Source organism: Micromonospora sp. WMMD1076, from assembly GCF_029581475.1.
GTDB classification, from domain to species: domain Bacteria; phylum Actinomycetota; class Actinomycetes; order Mycobacteriales; family Micromonosporaceae; genus Micromonospora; species Micromonospora aurantiaca.
On sequence record NZ_CP120862.1, the window covers coordinates 1,484,591 to 1,504,737 of the forward strand.

Annotated in this window: 21 protein-coding genes; 11 read left to right on the forward strand and 10 right to left on the reverse strand. The window is 73.1% G+C overall.

Annotated features, from left to right (window positions below):
• Positions 1-72: 72 nt before the first annotated feature.
• Positions 73-1,158: a family 43 glycosylhydrolase gene (locus O7622_RS07345; RefSeq protein WP_282312512.1), complete on the reverse strand. Its 1,086-nt coding sequence runs from the start codon at positions 1,156-1,158 to the stop codon at positions 73-75.
• Between the two features lie 228 nt (positions 1,159-1,386).
• On the opposite strand from O7622_RS07345, the gene O7622_RS07350 reads away from it, so the two are divergent.
• Both O7622_RS07350 and O7622_RS07355 read left to right on the forward strand, forming a co-directional pair.
• A complete protein-coding gene (locus O7622_RS07350) occupies positions 1,387-2,163 on the forward strand; it encodes an HAD-IIB family hydrolase (RefSeq protein WP_282312513.1) in 777 nt (258 codons plus the stop codon).
• Positions 2,164-2,283: 120 nt separating this feature from the next.
• The gene (locus O7622_RS07355; protein WP_282312514.1) at positions 2,284-4,068 is read left to right on the forward strand and encodes an adenylyl cyclase; all 1,785 of its coding nucleotides are present in this window, start codon (positions 2,284-2,286) and stop codon (positions 4,066-4,068) included.
• 47 nt (positions 4,069-4,115) lie between these two features.
• On the opposite strand, the gene O7622_RS07360 is transcribed toward O7622_RS07355, so the two are convergent.
• The gene (locus tag O7622_RS07360; protein WP_018788935.1) at positions 4,116-4,706 is read right to left on the reverse strand and encodes an ATP-dependent Clp protease proteolytic subunit; all 591 of its coding nucleotides are present in this window, start codon (positions 4,704-4,706) and stop codon (positions 4,116-4,118) included.
• 124 nt (positions 4,707-4,830) lie between these two features.
• Positions 4,831-5,472 (reverse strand): helix-turn-helix transcriptional regulator, encoded by a 642-nt coding sequence (locus O7622_RS07365; protein WP_282312515.1) that lies wholly within the window; start codon positions 5,470-5,472, stop codon positions 4,831-4,833.
• A gap of 207 nt (positions 5,473-5,679) precedes the next feature.
• Between O7622_RS07365 and O7622_RS07370 the strand changes: the two genes are divergently transcribed.
• On the forward strand, positions 5,680-6,693 hold the full coding sequence (locus tag O7622_RS07370) for a potassium channel family protein (protein ID WP_282312516.1): 1,014 nt from the start codon (positions 5,680-5,682) through the stop codon (positions 6,691-6,693).
• Between the two features lie 25 nt (positions 6,694-6,718).
• On the opposite strand, the gene O7622_RS07375 is transcribed toward O7622_RS07370, so the two are convergent.
• On the reverse strand, positions 6,719-7,201 hold the full coding sequence (locus O7622_RS07375; RefSeq protein ID WP_282312517.1) for a MarR family winged helix-turn-helix transcriptional regulator: 483 nt from the start codon (positions 7,199-7,201) through the stop codon (positions 6,719-6,721).
• Between the two features lie 83 nt (positions 7,202-7,284).
• Between O7622_RS07375 and O7622_RS07380 the strand changes: the two genes are divergently transcribed.
• Complete coding sequence (locus tag O7622_RS07380) at positions 7,285-7,932, forward strand: NAD(P)H-dependent oxidoreductase (protein ID WP_282312518.1); 648 nt, start codon at positions 7,285-7,287, stop codon at positions 7,930-7,932.
• Between the two features lie 81 nt (positions 7,933-8,013).
• Here O7622_RS07380 and O7622_RS07385 read toward each other — a convergent pair whose 3' ends face one another.
• From O7622_RS07385 to O7622_RS07395, 3 genes are all read right to left on the reverse strand, one after another.
• Complete coding sequence (locus O7622_RS07385) at positions 8,014-9,048, reverse strand: 2-oxoacid:ferredoxin oxidoreductase subunit beta (protein WP_282312519.1); 1,035 nt, start codon at positions 9,046-9,048, stop codon at positions 8,014-8,016.
• On the reverse strand, positions 9,041-10,888 hold the full coding sequence (locus O7622_RS07390; protein WP_282312520.1) for a 2-oxoacid:acceptor oxidoreductase subunit alpha: 1,848 nt from the start codon (positions 10,886-10,888) through the stop codon (positions 9,041-9,043). Before O7622_RS07390 ends, O7622_RS07385 begins: the two co-directional genes overlap by 8 nt.
• A gap of 196 nt (positions 10,889-11,084) precedes the next feature.
• Positions 11,085-12,497, reverse strand: a complete 1,413-nt coding sequence (locus tag O7622_RS07395; protein ID WP_282312522.1) for a hypothetical protein — start codon at positions 12,495-12,497, stop codon at positions 11,085-11,087.
• A 125-nt stretch (positions 12,498-12,622) separates the two neighbouring features.
• Between O7622_RS07395 and O7622_RS07400 the strand changes: the two genes are divergently transcribed.
• Positions 12,623-13,000: an NADH-quinone oxidoreductase subunit A gene (locus O7622_RS07400; protein ID WP_030501070.1), complete on the forward strand. Its 378-nt coding sequence runs from the start codon at positions 12,623-12,625 to the stop codon at positions 12,998-13,000.
• A 46-nt stretch (positions 13,001-13,046) separates the two neighbouring features.
• Here the strand turns inward: O7622_RS07400 and folP are convergent, their stop codons facing one another.
• Positions 13,047-13,916: a dihydropteroate synthase gene (gene folP / locus O7622_RS07405; RefSeq protein ID WP_282312523.1), complete on the reverse strand. Its 870-nt coding sequence runs from the start codon at positions 13,914-13,916 to the stop codon at positions 13,047-13,049.
• Positions 13,917-14,068: 152 nt separating this feature from the next.
• On the opposite strand from folP, the gene O7622_RS07410 reads away from it, so the two are divergent.
• The 4 genes from O7622_RS07410 to O7622_RS07425 are packed head-to-tail and all read left to right on the forward strand — an operon-like array spanning position 14,069 to position 16,491.
• Complete coding sequence (locus O7622_RS07410; protein WP_282312525.1) at positions 14,069-14,707, forward strand: DivIVA domain-containing protein; 639 nt, start codon at positions 14,069-14,071, stop codon at positions 14,705-14,707.
• Positions 14,704-15,204 (forward strand): SRPBCC family protein, encoded by a 501-nt coding sequence (locus O7622_RS07415; RefSeq protein WP_282312527.1) that lies wholly within the window; start codon positions 14,704-14,706, stop codon positions 15,202-15,204. The genes O7622_RS07410 and O7622_RS07415 overlap by 4 nt, the downstream gene beginning before the upstream one ends.
• A 36-nt stretch (positions 15,205-15,240) precedes the next feature.
• A complete protein-coding gene (locus O7622_RS07420) occupies positions 15,241-15,825 on the forward strand; it encodes a DNA-3-methyladenine glycosylase I (RefSeq protein ID WP_282312529.1) in 585 nt (194 codons plus the stop codon).
• Positions 15,826-15,861: 36 nt separating this feature from the next.
• Positions 15,862-16,491, forward strand: coding sequence for a hypothetical protein (locus O7622_RS07425; protein ID WP_282312530.1), 630 nt, complete (start codon positions 15,862-15,864; stop codon positions 16,489-16,491).
• Positions 16,492-16,513: 22 nt separating this feature from the next.
• Here the strand turns inward: O7622_RS07425 and O7622_RS07430 are convergent, their stop codons facing one another.
• Positions 16,514-17,305 carry an enoyl-CoA hydratase-related protein gene (locus O7622_RS07430; RefSeq protein ID WP_282312531.1) on the reverse strand — a complete coding sequence of 264 codons (792 nt, stop codon included), beginning with the start codon at positions 17,303-17,305 and terminating at the stop codon, positions 16,514-16,516.
• A 4-nt stretch (positions 17,306-17,309) separates the two neighbouring features.
• A complete protein-coding gene (locus O7622_RS07435; protein WP_282312533.1) occupies positions 17,310-18,128 on the reverse strand; it encodes a PaaX family transcriptional regulator C-terminal domain-containing protein in 819 nt (272 codons plus the stop codon).
• Between the two features lie 190 nt (positions 18,129-18,318).
• On the opposite strand from O7622_RS07435, the gene O7622_RS07440 reads away from it, so the two are divergent.
• Both O7622_RS07440 and O7622_RS07445 read left to right on the forward strand, forming a co-directional pair.
• A complete protein-coding gene (locus O7622_RS07440) occupies positions 18,319-18,486 on the forward strand; it encodes a DUF3117 domain-containing protein (protein ID WP_013283866.1) in 168 nt (55 codons plus the stop codon).
• Between the two features lie 145 nt (positions 18,487-18,631).
• The gene (locus O7622_RS07445; RefSeq protein WP_282312535.1) at positions 18,632-20,137 is read left to right on the forward strand and encodes a leucyl aminopeptidase family protein; all 1,506 of its coding nucleotides are present in this window, start codon (positions 18,632-18,634) and stop codon (positions 20,135-20,137) included.
• Positions 20,138-20,147 lie beyond the last annotated feature (10 nt).

Below are 20,147 nucleotides of genomic sequence, written 5' to 3' on the forward strand. Positions count from 1 at the left end.
CCGTGAAGCATTTCAACCCAGCGTGACTGCGCCGAAGCGCATGGTGAGCAGCCGTGTCCGCGGGCGCGCCGACTACGACACGAGGAAGCCGGTGGAGGGGCGGGTCAGGACGCCGGTCATCGGGAAGCGGGTGGAGCCGTTCCACCAGTGCCACACCACGCGCTCGCTGCCGTCGGCGGCGGCGAACACGTCCATCCCGCCGGGGCCCTGGTGGTTGCCGGGCAGGCCCCGGATCGGATTGAGCCCGGCGCTGCCGGTGTAGCCGAAGAAGGGCCTCGACACGCCTTCCCGGATGGGAGTGCACCGGGAGCCGGGCAGGGGAGTGGCGCCGCAGCGGGCGATGCCGGTGGCGTAGCGGGCGCTGTCCCAGTTGTTGCCCGAGTACATGAGGTACCAGTCCCCGTCGGCGGCCTTCCACATCGACGGGTTCTCCACCACGTGCGTACCGCCGCTGGTCTTGGCGGTGTCCCAGGTGATGTCGGTGCTCTTAAGCATGTCCCGGCGGGTGTCCCAGATCGCGCGGCCCTCGCCGTCCGTGCGGACGGTGGAGATGCCGGTCTCGGCGCCGGAGGCGATGGCATCGTCCCGGTAGGTCACGTACAGGTTCCCGCCGGCCACGAAGGGGTTGGCGTCGAGTGCCCACCGGCCGGCGTCCGGGCAGGCCCACTCGCCCTGGTTCTGGAAGGGGCCGCGGGCGCTGTCGGAGACGGCGCGTCCGATGCACTTCTGGCCGGTGCCCTTGCGGGAGGCGGTGTAGAACATGAAGAACCGGCTGCCGAAGCGGGCGACGCCGGGGGCCCAGACCGCGCCGCCGGGCTCGGCCCACGCGCCCGGGCCGGACGGCAGGGCGTCGTACGACGCGCAGTTCGCCATGCCCACGCTGTTGCCGGAGCCGTGGACGAGGACCGGTACGTACAGCCTGCCGGTCGCGCCGCAGCGCGCGCCGGTCCCGGCGCCGACTGTGGTGCCGTAGGTGACGTACGAGCCGTCCTTCGCCAGCAGGGTGTCCGGGTCGGCCAGCGGGAAGGTGGAGGAGCTCGCCAGCGTGGACATGTCGTCGGCGGGCGCGGCGGCAGCCGGCACGATCGCCACCGTGGTGGCTGCCAGGGCGGCTGCGGCGAGGGTGACGAGCCCTCCGCGTATTCGAAGGAATCTCACCGGCACGCCTCCATCGATGAAAGTAATTATCAGCCGAACGCTATCGACGGCCGGCGATCCCGTCAACGGGGGAGTGCTGACGCCGGGAGCGGGAAGCGGGGCCGCCCGGAGACCTGCCGGGTTACGCTCCGTCGAGGGGGCGTGTCACCCGCCGGGCGCTCAGGCCGGTGCCAGGACCCGTCGGTACCCTGGCAGGTCCTGGCCTGTCCGCGACGACATGAGGTATTCGTGAACGATCTTCGAGTGGTGGCGTTCGATCTCGACGACACCCTGGCGATTTCCAAGTCCCAGATCGATCGTCGGATGGCGGAGTTGCTCGGCCACCTGCTCACCGAGGTGGACGTACTGGTCATCTCCGGTGGCCGGTTCGAGCAGTTCCAGTCGCAGGTGCTCGCCCACCTCGACCTCACCGAGGAGCAGCGCGACCGGCTGCACCTGATGCCGACCTGCGGCACCCGCTACTACCGCTGGTCCGACGGGGGCTGGCGGCAGGTCTACGCGGAGGATCTGACCGAGGCCGACAAGGCCCGGGTCGTCACCGCGCTCACCGAGTCGGCGCAGGCGCTGGGCCTGTGGGAGGCGAAGACCTGGGGCGACATCATCGAGGACCGGGGCAGCCAGATCACGTTCTCCGCGCTGGGGCAGTCGGCCCCGCCGGCCGAGAAGTACGGCTGGGACCCGGACGGCGACAAGAAGCGGCGGCTGCGGGACGCGGTAGCGGCGAAGCTGCCCGACCTGGAGGTGCGTGGTGGCGGCTCGACGTCGATCGACGTCACTCGCAAGGGCGTGGACAAGGCGTACGGCATGCGGAAGCTGCTGGAGCACCTGGACCTGAAGATCGACAACGTGCTCTTCGTGGGTGACCGCCTGGACGTGGGTGGCAACGACTACCCGGTCAAGGCGATGGGCATCCGCTGCGTCGCCGTCACCCGCTGGGAGGAGACCGCCGACTACGTCGAGAAGCTCGTCGACGACCTGGTGAAGCAGCGCGCCGAGCGCGCCTGAGTACAGCCCGACCCAGAGCCCGCCGGTTCCGGAACCGGCGGGCTCTGGCGGTATCGACGGTGATGAGGTAGGAACAGCCGAGAGAGCGCTCTCCCGTCCCATCACCGAACAGGCAGGCAGATGCGATCACCCGACCCCTCCCGCCGCCGTTTCCTCACGCTCACCGCCTCCGCGGCCTCGCTCACCGCCCTCGGCCTCCCGGCCGGCGCCGCCGCCTCCCCGGCCGCGCGCCCCGCCCGCGAGCCCGACTTCGGCCCGAACGTCTTCGTGTACGACCCCAGCACGCCGGTCGATGAGATCCAGTCCACGCTGGACCGGCTGTTCACCGCCCAGGAACGCAACGAGATGGGCTTCGACAGGTACGCCGTGCTGTTCAAGCCCGGCCGCTACGAGGTGGACGCCCGGCTCGGCTACTACACGACTGTCGCCGGTCTCGGCGCGCACCCGGACGACGTGGAGATCCACGGCGCGGTCCGGGTGGTCGGGCAGCCGGATCCGAACTCGCCCGCCGGCATCTCCGCGCTCACCAACTTCTGGCGCTCGGCGGAGAACCTCGCCGTCACCCCGACGGACTGGTCGAACCAATGGGCCGTCTCGCAGGCGTCACCGATGCGGCGGGTGCACGTCAAGGGCGTGCTGTGGCTGGAACCCGGCAACGGCGGCTACTCCAGCGGCGGCTACATCGCCGACTCCAAGGTGGACGGCATCACCATCAACGGCTCCCAGCAGCAGTGGCTCACCCGGGACAGCGAACTCGGCGGCGAGTGGACCAACGGCGTGTGGAACCAGGTCTTCTCCGGTGTGCTCGGCGCGCCCGCGCAGGGCTTCCCCGACCCGCCGTACACCACGCTGCCGACCAGCCCGGTCACCCGGGAGAAGCCGTACCTGTTCGTCGACGCTCGCGGGGCCTGGCGGGTCGCCGTACCGCGCCTGCGCCGTGACACCGCCGGCACCACCTGGGCCGCCGGTGGCGCGCCGGTGCCGTCGCTGCCGCTGTCCGCGTTCTACCTGGCCCGGCCCACCGACTCGGCCAGGCGCATCAACGCCGAACTGGCCCGGGGCCGGCACCTGCTGCTCACCCCCGGCGTCTATCACCTGGACCGGGCCCTGCGGGTACGCCGTCCGGGCACCGTCGTGCTCGGCCTCGGGATGCCCAGCCTGGTGCCGGACCGGGGGGACGCGGCGCTGCGGATCGAGGACGTGGACGGGGTCCGCATCGCCGGGGTGCTCGTGGACGCCGGGCCGGTCGAGTCGCCGGTGCTGGTCGAGGTCGGCACGCGGCACTGCCACCGGTCGCACGCCACGAACCCGATCTCGCTCCAGGACGTCTTCTTCCGCATCGGCGGCCCGTACGCCGGGCGGGCGGTGACGAGCCTGGTGGTGCACAGCCGGCACACGCTCATCGACAACATCTGGGCCTGGCGTGGCGACCACGGCCGGGCCGGCACGATCGGCTGGACCGTGAACACCGCTGCCACCGGCGTGGTCGTCAACGGCGACGACGTGACCGCGTACGGGCTGTTCGTCGAGCACTACCAGCGCTGGCAGACGATCTGGAACGGCGAGCGCGGCCGGACCGTGTTCTACCAGAGCGAGCTGCCCTACGACCCGCCGAGCCAGGCGGCCTGGCGCAGCCCGACCGGCAACGGCTGGGCGTCGTACAAGGTGGCCGACCACGTCCGCACGCACGAGGCGTGGGGGCTCGGCGTGTACTCGTACTTCAACCAGGGCGTGGACATCCGCTGCGACCGGGGGATCGAGGCGCCGCGCCGGGCCGGGGTGCGGTTCCACGACGCGATCACCGTGTTCCTGGACGGCAGCGGCGGCATCGAGCGCACGATCAACGAGGCCGGCACGCCTGTCGTCGGGTCGTACGGCACCAGCACCGTGGTCACCTATCCCTGACCGCGAGGGCGGCCCGGCCGGTGCGGGACCGGCCGGGCCGCGCCCGCTCACGCCGCGAGCTGGTCGACGCGGGTGAGCACCTGGTCGACGAGGCCGTACTCGCGGGCCTGCTCGGCGGTGAACCAGCGGTCGCGGTCCCAGTCGCGCTGGATCTCCTCCAGCGTCCGTCCGCTGTGCCGGGCGATCAGCTCCTGCATGGTGCGCTTCACGTGCAGCATGTTCTCGGCCTGGATGGTGATGTCCGCGGCGGTGCCGCCCATCCCGCCGGAGGGCTGGTGCATCATGATCCGCGAGTGCGGCAGCGCGAACCGCTTGCCCGCCGCCCCGGCGCAGAGCAGGAACTGGCCCATCGAGCCGGCCATCCCGAGCGCCAGCGTCGCCACGTCGTTCTTGACGTACCGCATGGTGTCGTAGACGGCCATGCCGGCGCTGACCGAGCCGCCCGGCGAGTTGATGTAGAGGAAGATGTCGCGCTCGGCGTCCTCGGCCGCGAGGAGCAGGATCTGCGCGCATATCTGGTTGGCCGACGCGTCGGTGACCTCGGTGCCGAGGAAGATGATCCGCTCCTTCAGCAGCCGTTCGAAGACCCGGTCGCCGAACGCCGGCTGCCCCTCGTCGAGCATCCAGATGCCACCCATCGCCGCCCACCTCCGTACGCCGGTGGGCGGGGACCGCCCGGGAACCCGGCGGTCTCCAGCGTCCGCCGGGCGCACCCACGCGGCCCAGGCTTTCTGCCGGCGGCAGATTCGCCCTGGGCAGAAGCTACGCGGCGACCGGCCGCCGCCGGCCGGCACGGGCCCGCCGCCGGGCGACGGTGACGGAGGTACGCGGACGGGGGCGGACGGCCGGGGCGGAGGGAGCCGGCCAGATCCGGATGCCGCCGGCGAACCCGATCGGCGTGGCCGCGTCGAACGCCGGTCCGAGCGGCGCCGGTCCGAGGTCCACGGGCCGCAGCACGCCGCCCAGCAGTGGCGTGGCGGTGACCGGGCGGCGGCCGACGTGTGGCCGGAGCGAGACGGCGGGCCGGCGGGTCACGGGCGGCCGGGGCGACACGGCCGGGCGGCGCGTGACGGACAGCCGCGGCGGGCCGACCCGAAGCTGCGGCCCGGTGCGGGCGACCGGCACCCGGTCGAAGCGGGCCGCCGAGACGCCGGGGCCGACCGGGGTCGGACGCTCCCGGCGCAGCTCGTCGCGTGCCTCTTCGAGCAGATCGGCGAGGTGGATCCCGAGCGCGCGGCAGATCGCGGCCAGCACCTCGGAGGAGGCCTCCTTGCGTCCGCGTTCGACCTCGGAGAGATAGGGCAGGGAGACGCCGGCGGCCAGGGCCACCTCGCGCAGCGTGCGGCCCTGACGCAGGCGGATGCGCCGGAGCACCCCGCCGATCACGCGTCGCAGCAACGACATGCCGGCCTCCTCGCGGTCGCCGTCCCGGACGTCCCCATCATGCCCCGTCCACGCGCCCGGCACCTGCCCGGTCGGCCCCGAAGTATCGACCGGGCAGGTGTGGATCAACGCCGGACGAGGCCAGGAGGGCGGGCGCCCGGCCCAGCCAGCCGGCTCGCGGCGTAACCGCTATCTTGAGGGCGTGCAGGTGGCGGAGCAGGACCGACGGTGATCCATTTTCCCGCGCAACGGCGGGGGCCGCTGAGCGCGCTGAGTCTGCGCCTGCTCGCCGCCCTCGGCCTGGTCTTCGCCACCGTGGCGGTGGTCTGGCTGGACCGTGAGGGCTACCGCGACGTGGACGAGAGCGGCCTGAGCCTGCTCGACTGCTTCTACTACGTGGTGGTCTCGCTCTCCACCACTGGGTACGGCGACATCACCCCGGTCAGTTCGTCGGCGCGGCTGGCGAACGTCCTGTTCATCACCCCCGCCCGGGTGCTGTTCCTGATCATCCTGGTCGGCACCACCCTGGAAGTCCTGACCGAGCAGTACCGCACCGGCCTTCGCCTGTCGCGGTGGAGGAGAACCGTGAAGGACCACGTCATCATCTGCGGCTACGGCACCAAGGGCCGCAGCGCGGTCTCCGCCCTGCTGGAGAACGGCACGGACAAGGCCAAGATCGTGGTGGTCGAGCGGAGCGGGCCGGCGCTGCGGCAGGCCACCTCCAACGGGCTGGTGACGATCGAGGGCTCGGCGACCCGCTCGTCGGTGCTGGAGCAGGCGCACGTGCGTACCGCGAAGTCGGTCATCATCGCGACCGACAGCGACGACGCGTCGGTGCTGGTGGCGCTCACGGTCCGGCAGCTCACCGCCGGTCAGGTGCGCATCATCGCGGCGGTGCGGGAGGCGGAGAACGCGCCGCTGCTCAAGCAGAGCGGCGCGCACCACGTGATCGTCTCGTCGGCCACGGCCGGGCGGCTGCTCGGCCTGTCCACCTCGGCCCCGCCCTTGATCGACGTGGTGGAGGACCTGCTCACCCCGGGGCAGGGCATGGCACTGGCCATGCGGTCGGCCGAGCGCGACGAGGTGGGCCGCTCACCGCGTGAGCTGGAGTCGCTGGTCATCGCGCTGGTCCGCCGGGGGAAGGTGGTCACGCTCAACGACCGCGCGGGCGCGGTGATCGAGACCGGCGACATGCTCGTCCACGTCCGGGACGACCGGCCGCAGGCCACCACCGCGATCTGACCCTCGCCCCGCCGGGCGCCCGCGGTCAGCAGGCGCCCGGGCCGCCCTCCGCGATCACTTCGCCGCATGTCGACGACCGGCCCTGGGTGGCCCGTCGCAGCAGGTCGTAGAGCAGGTCCCGCTCGCCCGGAGCCAGCGCGCCGAGGACCTCCTCCTCCGCCCCGGCGAGCGCGCACTCCGCCTCGCGCAGTCGCTTCGTGCCCGCCTCGGTGAGGCGTACCTCGTGCCGGCGGCGGTCCTCCGGGGAGCGGCGGCGCTCGGCCAGGCCGTCCGACTCCAGGTCGTTCAGCAGCCCGACCACGTTCGTGCTGTCGATCTGCAGCGTGCCGGCGAGCGCCTGCTGGCTGATGCCGCCGGAGTCGCGCAGCACGGTGAGCGCCACCAGGTGGCGGGGGCGCAGGCCCAGCGGGGCCAGCACCGACTCCGAGCGCAGCCGCATCCGCCGGGCCAGGTGATCGAGCAGGGGCCCGGAGCGGCGCTCGGACTCCTCGACCGGTGCGGCGGACATGTGACCCAGTTTACGCGCCCCGAGGAACATCGGCCTGCTATAAATGGTTGGCCCTGCACGAACGATCGATGGAGGAGGAAGAAATGACGCACCTGTTGCACATCGACTCGAGCATCACCGGGGAGCGGTCGATCAGCCGGCGGCTCACCGCCCGCGCCGCCGGCGCGTGGCGCGCCGCCCATCCGGACGGCACCGTCACCTACCGCGACCTGGGTCAGAACCCGCTGCCGCACCTGGACACCGCGACCGGCCTCGCGCGTGCCGTACCGCCGGATCAGCACACGCCCGAGCAGCAGGCGTCCTGGCGGCTGACCGAGGAGGTCGTGGCCGAGGTGAAGCGGGCCGACACGGTCCTGCTCGGGCTCCCGCTCTACAACTACGGCCCGCCCAGCAGCGTGAAGTCGTGGGTCGACCACCTGATCGCCCCCGGCATCGCGTACGACCCGGTGACGAACGCCGGGCTGCTCGGTGGCCGCCAGTTCGTCGTCCTGGTCAGCCGCGGCGGCGGGTACGGCGCGGGCACCCCGCGGGAGGGCTGGGACCACGCCGAGCCGTGGCTGCCGCACGGCCTGTCCCGGACCGGGCTGGAGCCGCTGTTCATCTGCGCCGAGCTGACCCTGGCCCCGGTCAACCCGGCGATGGCCGAGCTGGTCCCGCTGTTCGAGCAGAGCCTCGCCGCGGCCGAGCGGGCCGTCGATGAGCTGTGGGTGCCCGCCTCGGCGGCCGCCTGACCGGGCCGCCGTCACACGCAGAAGGGCGGGCCGTTCCGCGGGGGAACGGCCCGCCCTTTCGCGGGACGGGTCAGCGGCGGATCAGAGGATCGTCCAGGTGTCGCCGCTGCCGAGCAGCGCGGAGAGCTGCTGCTCCGGGGTCTGGTCGACGGTGGCCTTGGCGGCCGCGACCTGCTCCTGCACCACGCTGTCGTAGGAGGGACGGTCCACCGACCGGAACACCCCGATCGGGGTGTTGCTCAGGTCCAGGCCGGGCAGCCGGGACAGCGCGAACGCGTACGCCGGGTCGGCCACGCCCGCGTCGTGCACGACGATCTCCTCGGCCGGCGTGTTCGCGGTCTCCCGGACCTCCAGCCCGAAACCACCGGGCGGGTGGACGACGCAGAACTGCCCGTCCCTGCCGAACGTGATCGGCTGCCCGTGCTCCAGCCGGATCAGGAAGTCGTCCCGGGTGGCCGGCTCCTTCAGCGGGTCGAACGCGCCGTCGTTGAAGATGTTGCAGTTCTGGTAGATCTCCACGAACGCCGAACCCTCGTGCTGGGCGGCGGCCCGCAGCACCGACTGGAGGTGCTTGCGGTCCGAGTCGATCGTCCGGGCCACGAACGTGGCCTCGGCGCCGAGCGCCAGCGACAGCGGGTTGAACGGGGCGTCCGCCGAGCCGACCGGCGTCGACTTGGTGATCTTGCCGACCTCGGAGGTGGGCGAGTACTGGCCCTTGGTGAGGCCGTAGATCCGGTTGTTGAACAGCAGGATCTTGAGGTTCACGTTGCGGCGCAGCGCGTGGATCAAATGGTTGCCGCCGATGGAGAGCGCGTCGCCGTCACCGGTGACCACCCAGACCGACAGGTCCGGCCGGGACACGGACAGGCCGGTGGCGATCGCCGGGGCGCGGCCGTGGATCGAGTGCATCCCGTACGTGTTCATGTAGTACGGGAAGCGCGACGAGCAGCCGATGCCCGAGACGAAGACGATGTTCTCCCGGGGGATGTTCAGCTCCGGCATGAAGCCCTGTACGGCCGCCAGGATGGCGTAGTCACCGCAACCGGGGCACCAGCGCACCTCCTGGTCGGACTTGAAGTCCTTGGCGGTGAGCTTGAGGGCGACGGGCTCAGGCATTCTTCAGGACCTCTTCCAGCATCGTCTCCAGCTCGGCGGCCGTGAACGGCAGGCCGCGGACCTGGTTGTAGCCGATCGCGTCGACCAGGTACTTCGCCCGGATCATGTGGGCGAGCTGGCCGAGGTTCATCTCCGGTACGACCACCCTGTCGTAGCGGCCCAGCACCTCGCCGAGGTTCGCCGGCATCGGGGCCAGGTGCCGAAGGTGGGCCTGGGCCACCGAGAGCCCGCGCTGACGCAGGCCACGGCAGGCGGCGCCGATCGGCCCGTACGTCGAGCCCCAGCCCAGCACCAGCACCCGGGCGTCGCCGTCCGGATCCTCCACCTCGACGTCGGGCACCGGGATGGTCTCGATGCGGGCCGCCCGGGTCCGCACCATGAAGTCGTGGTTGGCCGGGTCGTACGAGATGTCGCCGGTCTTGTCGGCCTTCTCCAGGCCGCCGATCCGGTGCTCCAGCCCGGCCGTGCCGGGCACCGCCCACGGGCGGGCCAGCGTCTGCGGATCACGCAGGTACGGCAGGAAGGTGGTGCCGTCCTCGCCGTTGGGCTTCGTGGCGAACTCGACCCGCAGGTCGGGCAGCGACTCCACGTCGGGCAGCAGCCACGGCTCGGAGCCGTTGGCGACGTAGTTGTCCGACAGCAGGATCACCGGCGTGCGGTAGGTGAGCGCGATCCGGGCCGCCTCCAGCGCCGCGTGGAAGCAGTCCGACGGCGACTTCGGCGCGATCACCGCGACCGGCGCCTCGCCGTGCCGGCCGTACAGGGCCATGTTCAGGTCGGCCTGCTCGGTCTTGGTGGGCATGCCGGTGGACGGACCGGCCCGCTGCACGTCGACGATGACCAGCGGCAGTTCCAGCGCCACCGCCAGGGAGATCGTCTCGCTCTTGAGCGCCACGCCCGGACCGCTCGTGGTGGTCACGCCGAGCGAGCCGCCGTACGACGCGCCGAGCGCCGCGCCGACCGCGGCGATCTCGTCCTCGGCCTGCATGGTGACCACGCCGAACTTCTTGTGCTTGCTCAGCTCGTGCAGGATGTCCGAGGCCGGCGTGATCGGGTACGCGCCGAGGAACACCGGCAGCCCGGAGCGCACCCCGGCGGCCACCAGGCCCAGCGACAGCGCCGCGTTGCCGGTGATGTTCCGGTAGGTGCCCGGCAGCATCTTGGCCGGCTTGACCTCGTACCGGACGGAGAAGTCCTCGGTGGTCTCGCCGAAGTTCCAGCCGGCCCGGAACGCTGCCACGTTCGCCGCCACCAGCTCGGGGCGGGCCGCGAACTTGCGCTCCAGGAAGCGCAGCGTGGACTCGTACGGGCGGGAGTACATCCAGCTCAGCAGCCCGAGCGCGAACATGTTCTTGGCCCGCTCGGCGTCCTTCTTGGACACGTCGTGCTCGGCCAGCGCCCCGATCGTCATCGAGGTGAGCGCCACCGGGTGCACCGCGTACCCGGCGAGCGAGTCGTCGTCGAGCGGGCTGGTCGCGTAGCCGACCTTGGCCAGGTTGCGCCGGGTGAACTCGTCGGTGTTGACGATGATGTCCGCACCGCGCGGCAGGTCGGCCAGGTTGGCCTTCAACGCGGCCGGGTTCATCGCCACCAGCACGTTCGGCGCGTCACCCGGGGTCAGGATGTCGTAGTCGGCGAAGTGCACCTGGAAGCTCGACACGCCGGGCAGGGTGCCGGCGGGAGCGCGGATCTCGGCGGGGAAGTTGGGCAACGTGGAGATGTCGTTGCCCAGTTGCGCCGTCTCCGAGGTGAACCGGTCGCCGGTGAGCTGCATGCCGTCGCCGGAGTCACCGGCGAACCGGATGACCACCCGGTCCAGCTGACGGATCTGCTTGGTCACACCCGCACCTCGCTTAACTGAGCGCCGTCGCCCTCGCCGGCCCGGCCCGCTCCGATTCTCACGTCAGAGCCTACGTCGCCACGTTAGGGCCACCTTGGTCGAGGTCCGACGTATGGGACTGGACCGGGCCGCTGTATGCCCTGCTTTGCAGCGTTTAGTACCTGGGCCCGTAACCCAGATCACCGCATATCCATGATCACCGGTCGGTGATCGGACGCTCCGGCACTGTGATGTCGCTGCGGCGGCGCAGCGAACGGGTCGCCAGAGTCAGCGCGAGCACGACCAGGAGACCGGACACGGCGATCAACGCGATGGCGGTCCCCCGGACCGAGGTGTCGTCGCCGTCCCGTTCGCCGGCGGCCACGAGCACGCCCTGCGAGCCGGTCGGGGCCGGCGCCCCGCCGGGCGGGACGGCGTCCGCCGCCGCCGCGCTGATCCGGAAGCTCATCTGCACCTGCCGGTCGCGCCCGCTACGCGGGTCGAGCCGGCCGATCACCGCGCCGGACAGGGGCGCCCGCCGCTGCGCCTCAGCCGAGGCCGCCAGCGTCAGCCGTACGGTCGCGGTCCGCCCGGCCGCCAGTGTGCCCAGTTCGCAGCGGGTCCGGTCGGCCGACACCGGGGCGCAGCCGCTCTCGGGGCCGGCCACGGTCACCCCTTCGGGCAGGAGCACCTCGATCCGGCCCGCCGCGTCGACCTTGCCGGTGTTGCCCAGCCGGACGGTGAGCGTGCTGGGCGCACCGCTGATGTCGAACAGCACCTCGTCGGCGCGCAGCGAGATGCCGGGTACCGGCGGCCCGGGCGGGAACAGCACCGCGAAGCCCTCGTCGTCGTACGCCGCCCCGGTCACACCGGGCGCGACGGCGGTGACCTGGACCGATCCGGCCAGCGGCATGGTCCGCCAGGCGTCGCCGTCGACCCGGACCCGGATGGTCGCGCTGAACCGGGCACCCGGCTCGGCGTCCCACCCGACGCAGCGGTGGTTGCCGTCGCCGGCCGGCTCGCAACCAGGAGTGCCCGCGTCGGTCAGCCCCGGCGGCAGCGTGTAGCCGAGGCTGATCCGCTCCGCCCGCCCGCCGGTGTTTGTCACAGTCACCCGCAGCGTGGCCACCGTGGCGTCGGCGTTCCAGTAGTCCGGCGTGAGGACCACGTCCTCGGTGGTCACGCGTACTCCCAGAGGGCCGCCGGCCGGCTGCGCCGGTGGTGGCGGCGGGGTCTTGACCGGCGGCACGACCGGCGGGGGCGCCGGTGCGGTGGTGGCCGGCGCGGCCGTGGTCGGCGCCGGTTCGGCGGGCGCGCTCGTCGGCGGCGGGGCCGGCGAGGTGGTGACCGGCGCCGGGGGCGTGGTCGCAGGCGGCGGCGGCTCGGTGGGCGGCGGGGCCGTCGCCGTGGTCGTCGGCTCGCCGGTGGGCGCGGGCTCGGTCGGCTCACCGCCGGGATCGCCGCCCGGCTCCACGGGCTCGATCACCCGGAGCGCGGCGGCCGGCCCCGGGTGGGCGTCGGCCCCGGCCGGCGCCACCGCCACCAGCGCCGCGACGAGCGCGGGCGCCAGCAGCGCGAGGGTACGGCGGAGCGCGACCCGCCGAACGGGCGCAACGCGGGGGCGGGTCATCTGTCCTCCGGGACGATCAACGAGATCTCATTATTCGGCGACACTTGCCATCAAGCACTAGTCCTGCGAGGAAACGAATTCGTAACGTGTCCGGGACATCTGGACGGGACCGGTACGCTCCGGTCGTGACCGGATATCTCGGCTCGTACGCCACGCTCGGTCTGCTGCTGCTCGCCGCCGTGCTCTTCTTCGTGACGGCGTTCTCGGCGAACCGGGTGTTACGTCCGAGCCGGCCGGCCGAGCCGTGGGGCAAGCGGGCCACGTACGAGTGCGGTATCGACCCGGTCGGCGGCGACTGGGCCCAGATGCAGATCCGCTACTACGTCTACGCGTATCTCTACGTGCTCTTCGCGGTCGAGGCGGTCTTCCTGTTCCCGTGGGCGCTGGTCTTCGACCGCCCCGGCTTCGGCGCCACCACCGTCGTGGAGATGGGCGTCTTCGTGGCGATCGTCGCGCTCGGCATCCTCTACGCGTGGCGGCGCGGCGTCCTGCGCTGGACCTGACCGGCGGCCCGACCCTGGACCGGACCCGGCCCGCCAGGCCGGTCCGCTAGGCCAGCCCGCGGCGGGTCACCGCCGGCGGCCGGTCGCCCCGGATCGACGCCACCATGTCCAGCACCCGGCGGGTCTCGCGGACCTGGTGGGCGCGGAACACCCGGGCGCCGAGCCAGGCCGACACCGCCGTGGCGGCGAGCGTCCCCTCCAGCCGCTCGGGCACCGGCAGGTCGAGCGTCTCGCCGATGAAGTCCTTGTTCGACAGGGCCACCAGCAGCGGCCAGCCGGTGTCGGTCAGCTCCGCCAGCCGCCGGGTGATCTCCAGCGAGTGCCGGGTGTTCTTGCCGAAGTCGTGCGCCGGGTCGATCAGGATGCCGTCCCGGCGCACACCCAGCCCGATTGCGCGTTCGGCCAGCCCGGTCACGGTGCCGACCACGTCGGCCACCACGTCGTCGAAGGCGGCCCGGTGCGGCCGGGTACGTGGGGCGAGCCCGCCCGCGTGCGAGCAGACCAGCCCGGCGCCGGTCGCCGCGGCGACCCGGGCCAGCGCCGGGTCCGCACCCGACCAGGTGTCGTTGAGCAGGTCCGCGCCGGCCGCAACCGCCTCCACGGCCACCTCGGCACGCCAGGTGTCGATGGAGACGACCACGTCGGGGAAGGCGGACCGGACCGCCGCGACGGTGTCCACCGTCCGGCGGATCTCCTCGGCCACGTCCACCTCGTCGCCCGGCCCGGCCTTCACCCCGCCGATGTCGATGATCTCGGCGCCCTCGTCCACCGCGCGTTCCACCGCGCGCAGCGCGCTGTCCTGGGCGAAGGTGGCACCGCGGTCGAAGAACGAGTCCGGGGTGCGGTTGACGATCGCCATCACCACCAGCTCACCGGGGCCGAACGTCCGTCCGCCCAGCCGCAACGCCCCGGTCATGCCCACCTCCTCGCCGCCGGACCGCACCGGCCGGTCCGACGCTATCCGGTCGCGCCCGCGCCGCCCGTGCCGGTCCCGTGCGCCGGACGCATTTACCGACCGGACGTCCCGGAGGGCTCGCCCGATCCCGGCCCGCATGCCACGATCTGTGCATGGGTGAGGTTCTGCTCCTCTTGGTCGTCGCGCTGACCGTCGCGGCTGTGGTGTTCGGGGTGACGGTGCTCGTCTCCGGCAGGGATCCGGGCCTCACACCGGCCGAGCCGGACGGGCGGGCCGTGCCCCTGCCCGGCAGCCGTCCGCTCGACGAGTCGGACGTGTCCGACGTCCGCTTCGACACGGCGCTGCGCGGCTACCGGATGGGCCAGGTCGACGCGGCGCTGCGCCGGGCGGCGTACGACATCGGCTACAAGACCGAGCTGATCGGCGTCCTGGAGGCCGAGAACGCGGCCCTGCGGGACGGCCGTACCGAGGACGCCGACGCGCTGCGCCGGGCGCGCGAGGAGGCCGCCGCGACCCGCCCCGAGACCGAGCCGGCGCCCGGCCCGTCCACCCCCGAGCCGATGGTGATCGACCTGTCCGCGCCGGAGCCGGCCCGGATCGACGCCGACGAGCGGCCGGGCCGCGCCGACGCCGCCGGCCGGCCGGGCCGCGCCCCGGCCGAGGCGGGCGTGGCGGAGGCCCCCGCCGCCGCGGCGACCGAGGACACCGTCTCCCCGGCGAACGGGATCGCGGCCGGCCCGGCCGACGACGACCGGGAGCGCGGTTCGGTGGTCCGCTCGGAGTCGGCGTGACCGGCCCCGGCCGCCCCGCCGACGACTTCACCGAGGCGTCCCGCCGGGGCGCCGCCGAGGTCACCGCCACGGTGATCGTCGAGGCCCCGGCCGACCGGGTGTTCGCCGCGCTCACCGCGTGGGAGCGGCAGTCGGACTGGATCCCGCTGACCCGGGTCCGGGTGGTCGAGGGCGACGGCGGCGAGGGCAGCCTGGTCGAGGCGGTCACCACGCTCGGTCCGGCCGTGCTCCGCGACGAGATGCGTGTGGTCCGGGTCGACGCGCCGTACGAGGTCGGTGTGGTGCACTGCGGCAAGCTGCTGCGCGGCCCCGGCGTGCTGCGCTGCACCCCGATGGACCGCGACCGCACGCAGGTGGTCTGGCACGAGTGGTTCCACCTGCCGGGCGGGCCGGCGGGCCGGGTCGCGTGGCCGGTGCTCTGGCCCGGCTCGAAGTTCAGCCTCACCCAGGCGCTGAAGAAGTTCGCCCGGCTGGTCGAGCAGGGCCGCCTGCCCTGACCGAGGTTGTCGGTGGGCTGGCCTACCGTGGACGCCGTGACTGACCTGGTGACCGGCGCCGACGGGCTGCCGCGCTGCGCGTGGGGGGCGAGCACCCCCGACTACGCCGTCTACCACGACGAGGAGTGGGGCCGGCCGCTGCGCGGCGACGACGCGCTCTACGAGCGGCTGACGCTGGAGGCGTTCCAGTCCGGCCTGTCCTGGCTGACCATCCTGCGCAAGCGGCAGGCGTTCCGGGACGCCTTCGCCGGCTTCCGGATCGAGTCGGTGGCCCGATACGACGAGGCCGACGTGACCCGGCTGATGGCCGACGCGGGGATCGTCCGCAACCGGGCCAAGATCGAGGCGGCGATCGCGAACGCCCGGGCCGCGTCCGAGCTGTCCGATGGCCTCTCCGCGCTGCTCTGGTCCTTCGCGCCCCCGCCCCGGGCCGCACCTCCCCGGTCCTTCGCCGAGGTGCCGGCCACCAGCCCGGAGTCCGTGGCGATGGCCAAGGCGCTCAAGAAGCGGGGCTTCCGGTTCGTTGGCCCCACGACCGCCTACGCGCTGATGCAGGCCACCGGCATGGTCGACGACCACCTGGCCGACTGCCACGTGAGCGGTGACCGGGCCGGGGTGTGACGGAGCGCGCCACCTCCGGCGTGATGGGATTGGGGCATGACCGACACCGAGCCGCGTACGAGCGGGACGACCGACGGTGCGACCACGACCACGACCGGGGCCTGGGCGGTGCTGCTGCCCGCCGAGCGCTTCGAGGCCGAGCGGCTGGTGCACCACGACCTGCTGGAGCTGACCGGGCTGTCCGAGGCGGCCCGCCCCCGGCCCGGCGACCGGGTGGCAGTGCTCGTCGACGAGCCGCTGCGCCTGGTCGCGCTCGGCCGGGTTGCGCTCGCGTCGTCCGAGACCCGGGAGGACCCGGACGATCCGCAGTCCGACGCGGTGGCCGGGCCGCTCGTGGTCGCGTACACCCGGCGGGTGCTCGACGAGCCGGTGCCGGTCGACGGTCCGGCGCCGGACGGCCCGGTCGTGGCACTCGACCCGGCCCGCTGGCGGTCGCTGGCCGACCGGCTCGGCCCGCCGCCCGCCCGCAGCACCTGGCTGGTCAGCCTGGACCTGCCGATCGAGGCCGCGTCGCGTGCCGAGGCGGTCCGGATCTTCTGGTCCTACGTGCAGGAGCTGGGCCCGCGGGAGCTGCCGGCGTTCGTCTCGCCGTACGGCGACGAGCTGGCCATGCAGGCGTTCGTGCTCGGCGTCGAGGCCAACCAGGATCCGGAAGAGGACGACTGACCTCCGGCGCCGCCCGGCGCGGTCAGCGGCCCTCGAAGGCCGGCTTCTGCTTCGCGACGAACGCCGCCGTGGCGGCCCGGTGGTCGGCGGTGGCGCCGCAGATCGCCTGCGCCTGCGCCTCGGCGGCCAGCGCGTCGGCGAGCGTGCCCGCGTCGGCGATGGAGAGCTGGCGCTTGATCGCCCCGTACGCCACTGTCGGGCCGGCGGCGAGCCGGGCGGCCAGTTCCTGCGCGGTCGGGAGCACCTGCTCGTCGTCGTCCACCAGCTTGGTCAGCAGGCCCAGCCGGCAGGCCTCCTCGGCGCCGACCGGCTCGGCGAGCATCAGCAGCTCGACGGCCTTGGCGTGACCGACCAGCCGGGGCAGCGTCCAGGAGGCGCCGGTGTCGGCGGCGAGGCCCACCCCGGCGAACGCCATCAGGAACCGGGTCTTCGGGCCGCCGATGCGGAAGTCGGCCAGGAACGCCAGCGAGGCGCCGGCCCCGGCGGCCATCCCGCGCACCGCGGCGACCACCGGCTTGGGCAGGTTGGCCAGCCGGGCGGCGATCGGGTTGTAGTGCGCCCGGACCGTGCCCAGCGGGTCGGCGTCCGAGGTCTCCAGCGTCCGCACGTGCTCGCGCAGGTCCTGCCCGGCGCTGAACGAACCGCCCGCGCCGGCGAGCACGACCGCCCGGCAGGACCGGTCGCTCTCCAGCTCGGCCAGCGTGTCCCGGAGTGCCTCCTTGAGCGCCACGTCGAGCGAGTTCATCGCCGCCGGGCGGTTCAGCGTCAGGGTGACGACGGCGTCGGCGCGGTCGACGAGCAGCGGCTCGGTCACGTTTCTAACGACCCTTCTGTCGGGCGAGGCGGTTGCCGGTGTCGAGGCACTGCTCGACGTACCGGTCGGCGGCCGGCCGGAGCCGGGCCGCGTGCCGGTCGAAGAAGCTGGCCGCGCTGGTGCCCGGCCAGCGCTCGGGCAGCAGTGCCGGGGGCAGTTGCGGATCCCGGAACAGGAACGTACGCCATGCGTGCACGAGCCGGAATCGGGCCGCGTACGCGTCCTCGTCGCTGCTGCGCACGGTGACGCCGGAGAGCAGCGGCTTCTGCTCGCCGACGAAGCGCTCGTACGCCCGGCCGATCTCGGCCAGGTCCCAGGCGCGGCGGACCACGCCCATGGCGCCGGGGGTGCCGGCCGCGTGCGCGGCGGTGAACCGTTCGTAGCGCACGCCCGCCTCGTCGAGCAGCAGGTCGACGTCCTCACCCGGGCGGGTCGCCACCCAGGTGCAGTCGTCGAGCGTGCCGTAGCCGAGGAAGGCGAGGTTCGCGGCGAGCCGCTGCCGGTCCCGGCGGGACGAGGGCGCGGTGAGCACCAGGAGATCGAACCGCCCGTCCCAGCTGTGCCGCCCGGTCCGGTAGATCCGGGACGCCGCCTCGTCGAGTCGACGTGCCGCCTTCGGGGTGATCGAATATCCCGGTCCGGACGCGAGCCGGAGCGGTTCCAGCCAGCCCTGACGGACCATCCGGGAGACCGCGGTGCGTACCGCCGGTGGGGCGATCCCGAGCGGGGCGAGCAGCTTGACCAGGGCGGCGACCGGTGCGCGGCCACCCCGGGCCCGGAGGTGGTCGCCGTACAGGTCGAAGAGTGCCGACCGTGCCTGCATGACCGCACATTGTGACAGGCCTATCCAAGATAAGCTAGGTGCTGTTACATCAATGCTGCTTCGGTTTGGGTCCGGCGGTGTTCATCAGGGAAAATCGTTGGTCGGGCCTTCCGCGACGGTTGCGGATGGCGATGGCGAAGTGGCTGTGGGGCAACTCACCGACCCTGGTGTAGGTCTGAGGGGAGACAACATGGCGGCGATGAAGCCGCGGACGGGCGACGGTCCGCTGGAAGTCACCAAGGAGGGCCGGGGCATCGTCATGCGAGTCCCGCTGGAGGGTGGTGGCCGGCTCGTCGTCGAGATGACTCCCGACGAGGCCACCGCGCTCGGTGACGCGTTGAAGGCGGCCGCGGGCTGATTCGAGGAGTGTCCCGCGCGGCGTCCGCCGTGCGGGCGGTTCGTCCTACCCTGAGCCACCGGCATGCCCGGTGGCTCAGGGTCTTTCCTCGACGGCTGCGTGGGGGAATGTGCCCGTTCAACCCGTTTCGGAGGTACGGTCCAGCGTGCTGGTCATTCGTCTGGTGAGCGGGCCCGCAGGGCCCGACGCTCTCGTCCTGCCCGTCCGTCCCGGAGGGCCGGACTCCCCGGACCCCCTGGCCTCGCCGGACTCCACGATCTCGCCGGACTCCACGGCACGCCTGGTCCCGGCCGCCGTGCCGCTCGGCGACGACGTCCCTGCCGAGGCCGCCGCCGTCCTGTCCGCCGCCGGGCTCACCGGCGCGGCCGGCGAGGTGCGCGAGCACCTGCGTCCCGGTGGCTCCCCGGCGCGGCTGTGGCTCCTGGGCGTCGGCGAGGGCGACGAGCGCGACTGGCGCACCGCCGGAGCGGCGCTGGCCCGCGCGGCGAAGGATGAGACGCAGATCACCATCGCGCTTCCCGGCGAGGCGACGGCGGCGTTGCGTGGCCTCGCCGAAGGGCTGCTGCTCGGCTCGTACCGATTCCGTCTCACCGAGTCAGGCAAGCGACCCGCCCTGGCCGAGGTGTCGGTGCTCGTCGACGACCCGGACGCTCTTGCCGGCACGCTCGACGCCGCCCGGGCCACCGCCGAGACGACCCGGCTCGCCCGGGACCTCACCAACATGCCCTCGTCCACCAAGAACCCGGAGTGGTTCGCCGCGCAGGTGGCCGAGGCCGTGTCCGGGCGCCCCGACCTGCACCTGCGGGTACGCGGCCCGGAGGAACTGGCGGCCGAGGGCTTCGGCGGTCTCCTCGCCGTCGGCGGCGGCTCCGCGAGCGGCCCGCGCCTGGTGGAGCTGGACTGGCGGCCGGAGGGCGCGCGTACCCACGTGGTGCTCGTCGGCAAGGGCATCACGTTCGACACCGGCGGCATCTCGATCAAGCCGGTGCCGGCTATGAAGCTCATGCGCAAGGACATGGCCGGTGCCGCCGCCGTGATCGCCGCGACGCTCGGCGCCGCCGAACTGCGCCTGCCGGTCCGGGTCACCACACTCGCCCCGCTCGCCGAGAACATGGTCAGCGGCTCGGCGTTCCGCCCCGGTGACGTGATCCGGCACTACGGCGGGCTGACGAGCGAGAGCACCAACTCCGACGCCGAGGGCCGCCTGGTGCTCGCCGACGCGCTGGCGTACGCGGCCCGCGAGCTGAAGCCCGACCTGCTGCTCGACCTGGCGACGCTGACCGGCGCGAACGCCGTCGCCCTGGGCAAGCGGCACGCCGCGCTCTACAGCGAGAACGACGCGCTCGCGGCCGGCCTGCTCGACGCGATCACCGCGGCCGGCGAGCGGGCCTGGCGGATGCCGCTGGCCGACGACTACGTGGAGTATCTGGCCAGCGAGATCGCCGACCTGCACAGCTCCCCGGCGCAGGGCGCCGGTTCGGTGGTCGCCGCGCTGTTCCTGCGGGAGTTCACCGGCGACCTGCGGGACCGGTGGGCGCACCTGGACATGTCCGCGCCGTCGTGGTCCGACGACACGCACGGCGAGCTGGTCAAGGGCGCCACCGGCTGGGGTGTGCGCGGGCTGCTGCGCTGGCTGGCGACGCTGGGCTGAGCCAGCCCCG

What these genes read in the sequence shown, in the direction of transcription:
- O7622_RS07380 (WP_282312518.1), top strand. Translation starts at nt 7,285, where the DNA reads ATGACGCACCTGTTGCACATCGACTCGAGCATCACCGGGGAGCGGTCG.
- O7622_RS07360 (WP_018788935.1), bottom strand. Translation starts at nt 4,706, where the DNA reads ATGGGTGGCATCTGGATGCTCGACGAGGGGCAGCCGGCGTTCGGCGAC.
- O7622_RS07385 (WP_282312519.1), bottom strand. Translation starts at nt 9,048, where the DNA reads ATGCCTGAGCCCGTCGCCCTCAAGCTCACCGCCAAGGACTTCAAGTCC.
- O7622_RS07375 (WP_282312517.1), bottom strand. Translation starts at nt 7,201, where the DNA reads ATGTCCGCCGCACCGGTCGAGGAGTCCGAGCGCCGCTCCGGGCCCCTG.
- O7622_RS07425 (WP_282312530.1), top strand. Translation starts at nt 15,862, where the DNA reads ATGACCGACACCGAGCCGCGTACGAGCGGGACGACCGACGGTGCGACC.
- folP (WP_282312523.1), bottom strand. Translation starts at nt 13,916, where the DNA reads ATGACCGGGGCGTTGCGGCTGGGCGGACGGACGTTCGGCCCCGGTGAG.
- O7622_RS07365 (WP_282312515.1), bottom strand. Translation starts at nt 5,472, where the DNA reads ATGTCGTTGCTGCGACGCGTGATCGGCGGGGTGCTCCGGCGCATCCGC.
- O7622_RS07435 (WP_282312533.1), bottom strand. Translation starts at nt 18,128, where the DNA reads ATGCAGGCACGGTCGGCACTCTTCGACCTGTACGGCGACCACCTCCGG.
- O7622_RS07440 (WP_013283866.1), top strand. Translation starts at nt 18,319, where the DNA reads ATGGCGGCGATGAAGCCGCGGACGGGCGACGGTCCGCTGGAAGTCACC.
- O7622_RS07395 (WP_282312522.1), bottom strand. Translation starts at nt 12,497, where the DNA reads ATGACCCGCCCCCGCGTTGCGCCCGTTCGGCGGGTCGCGCTCCGCCGT.
- O7622_RS07355 (WP_282312514.1), top strand. Translation starts at nt 2,284, where the DNA reads ATGCGATCACCCGACCCCTCCCGCCGCCGTTTCCTCACGCTCACCGCC.
- O7622_RS07410 (WP_282312525.1), top strand. Translation starts at nt 14,069, where the DNA reads ATGGGTGAGGTTCTGCTCCTCTTGGTCGTCGCGCTGACCGTCGCGGCT.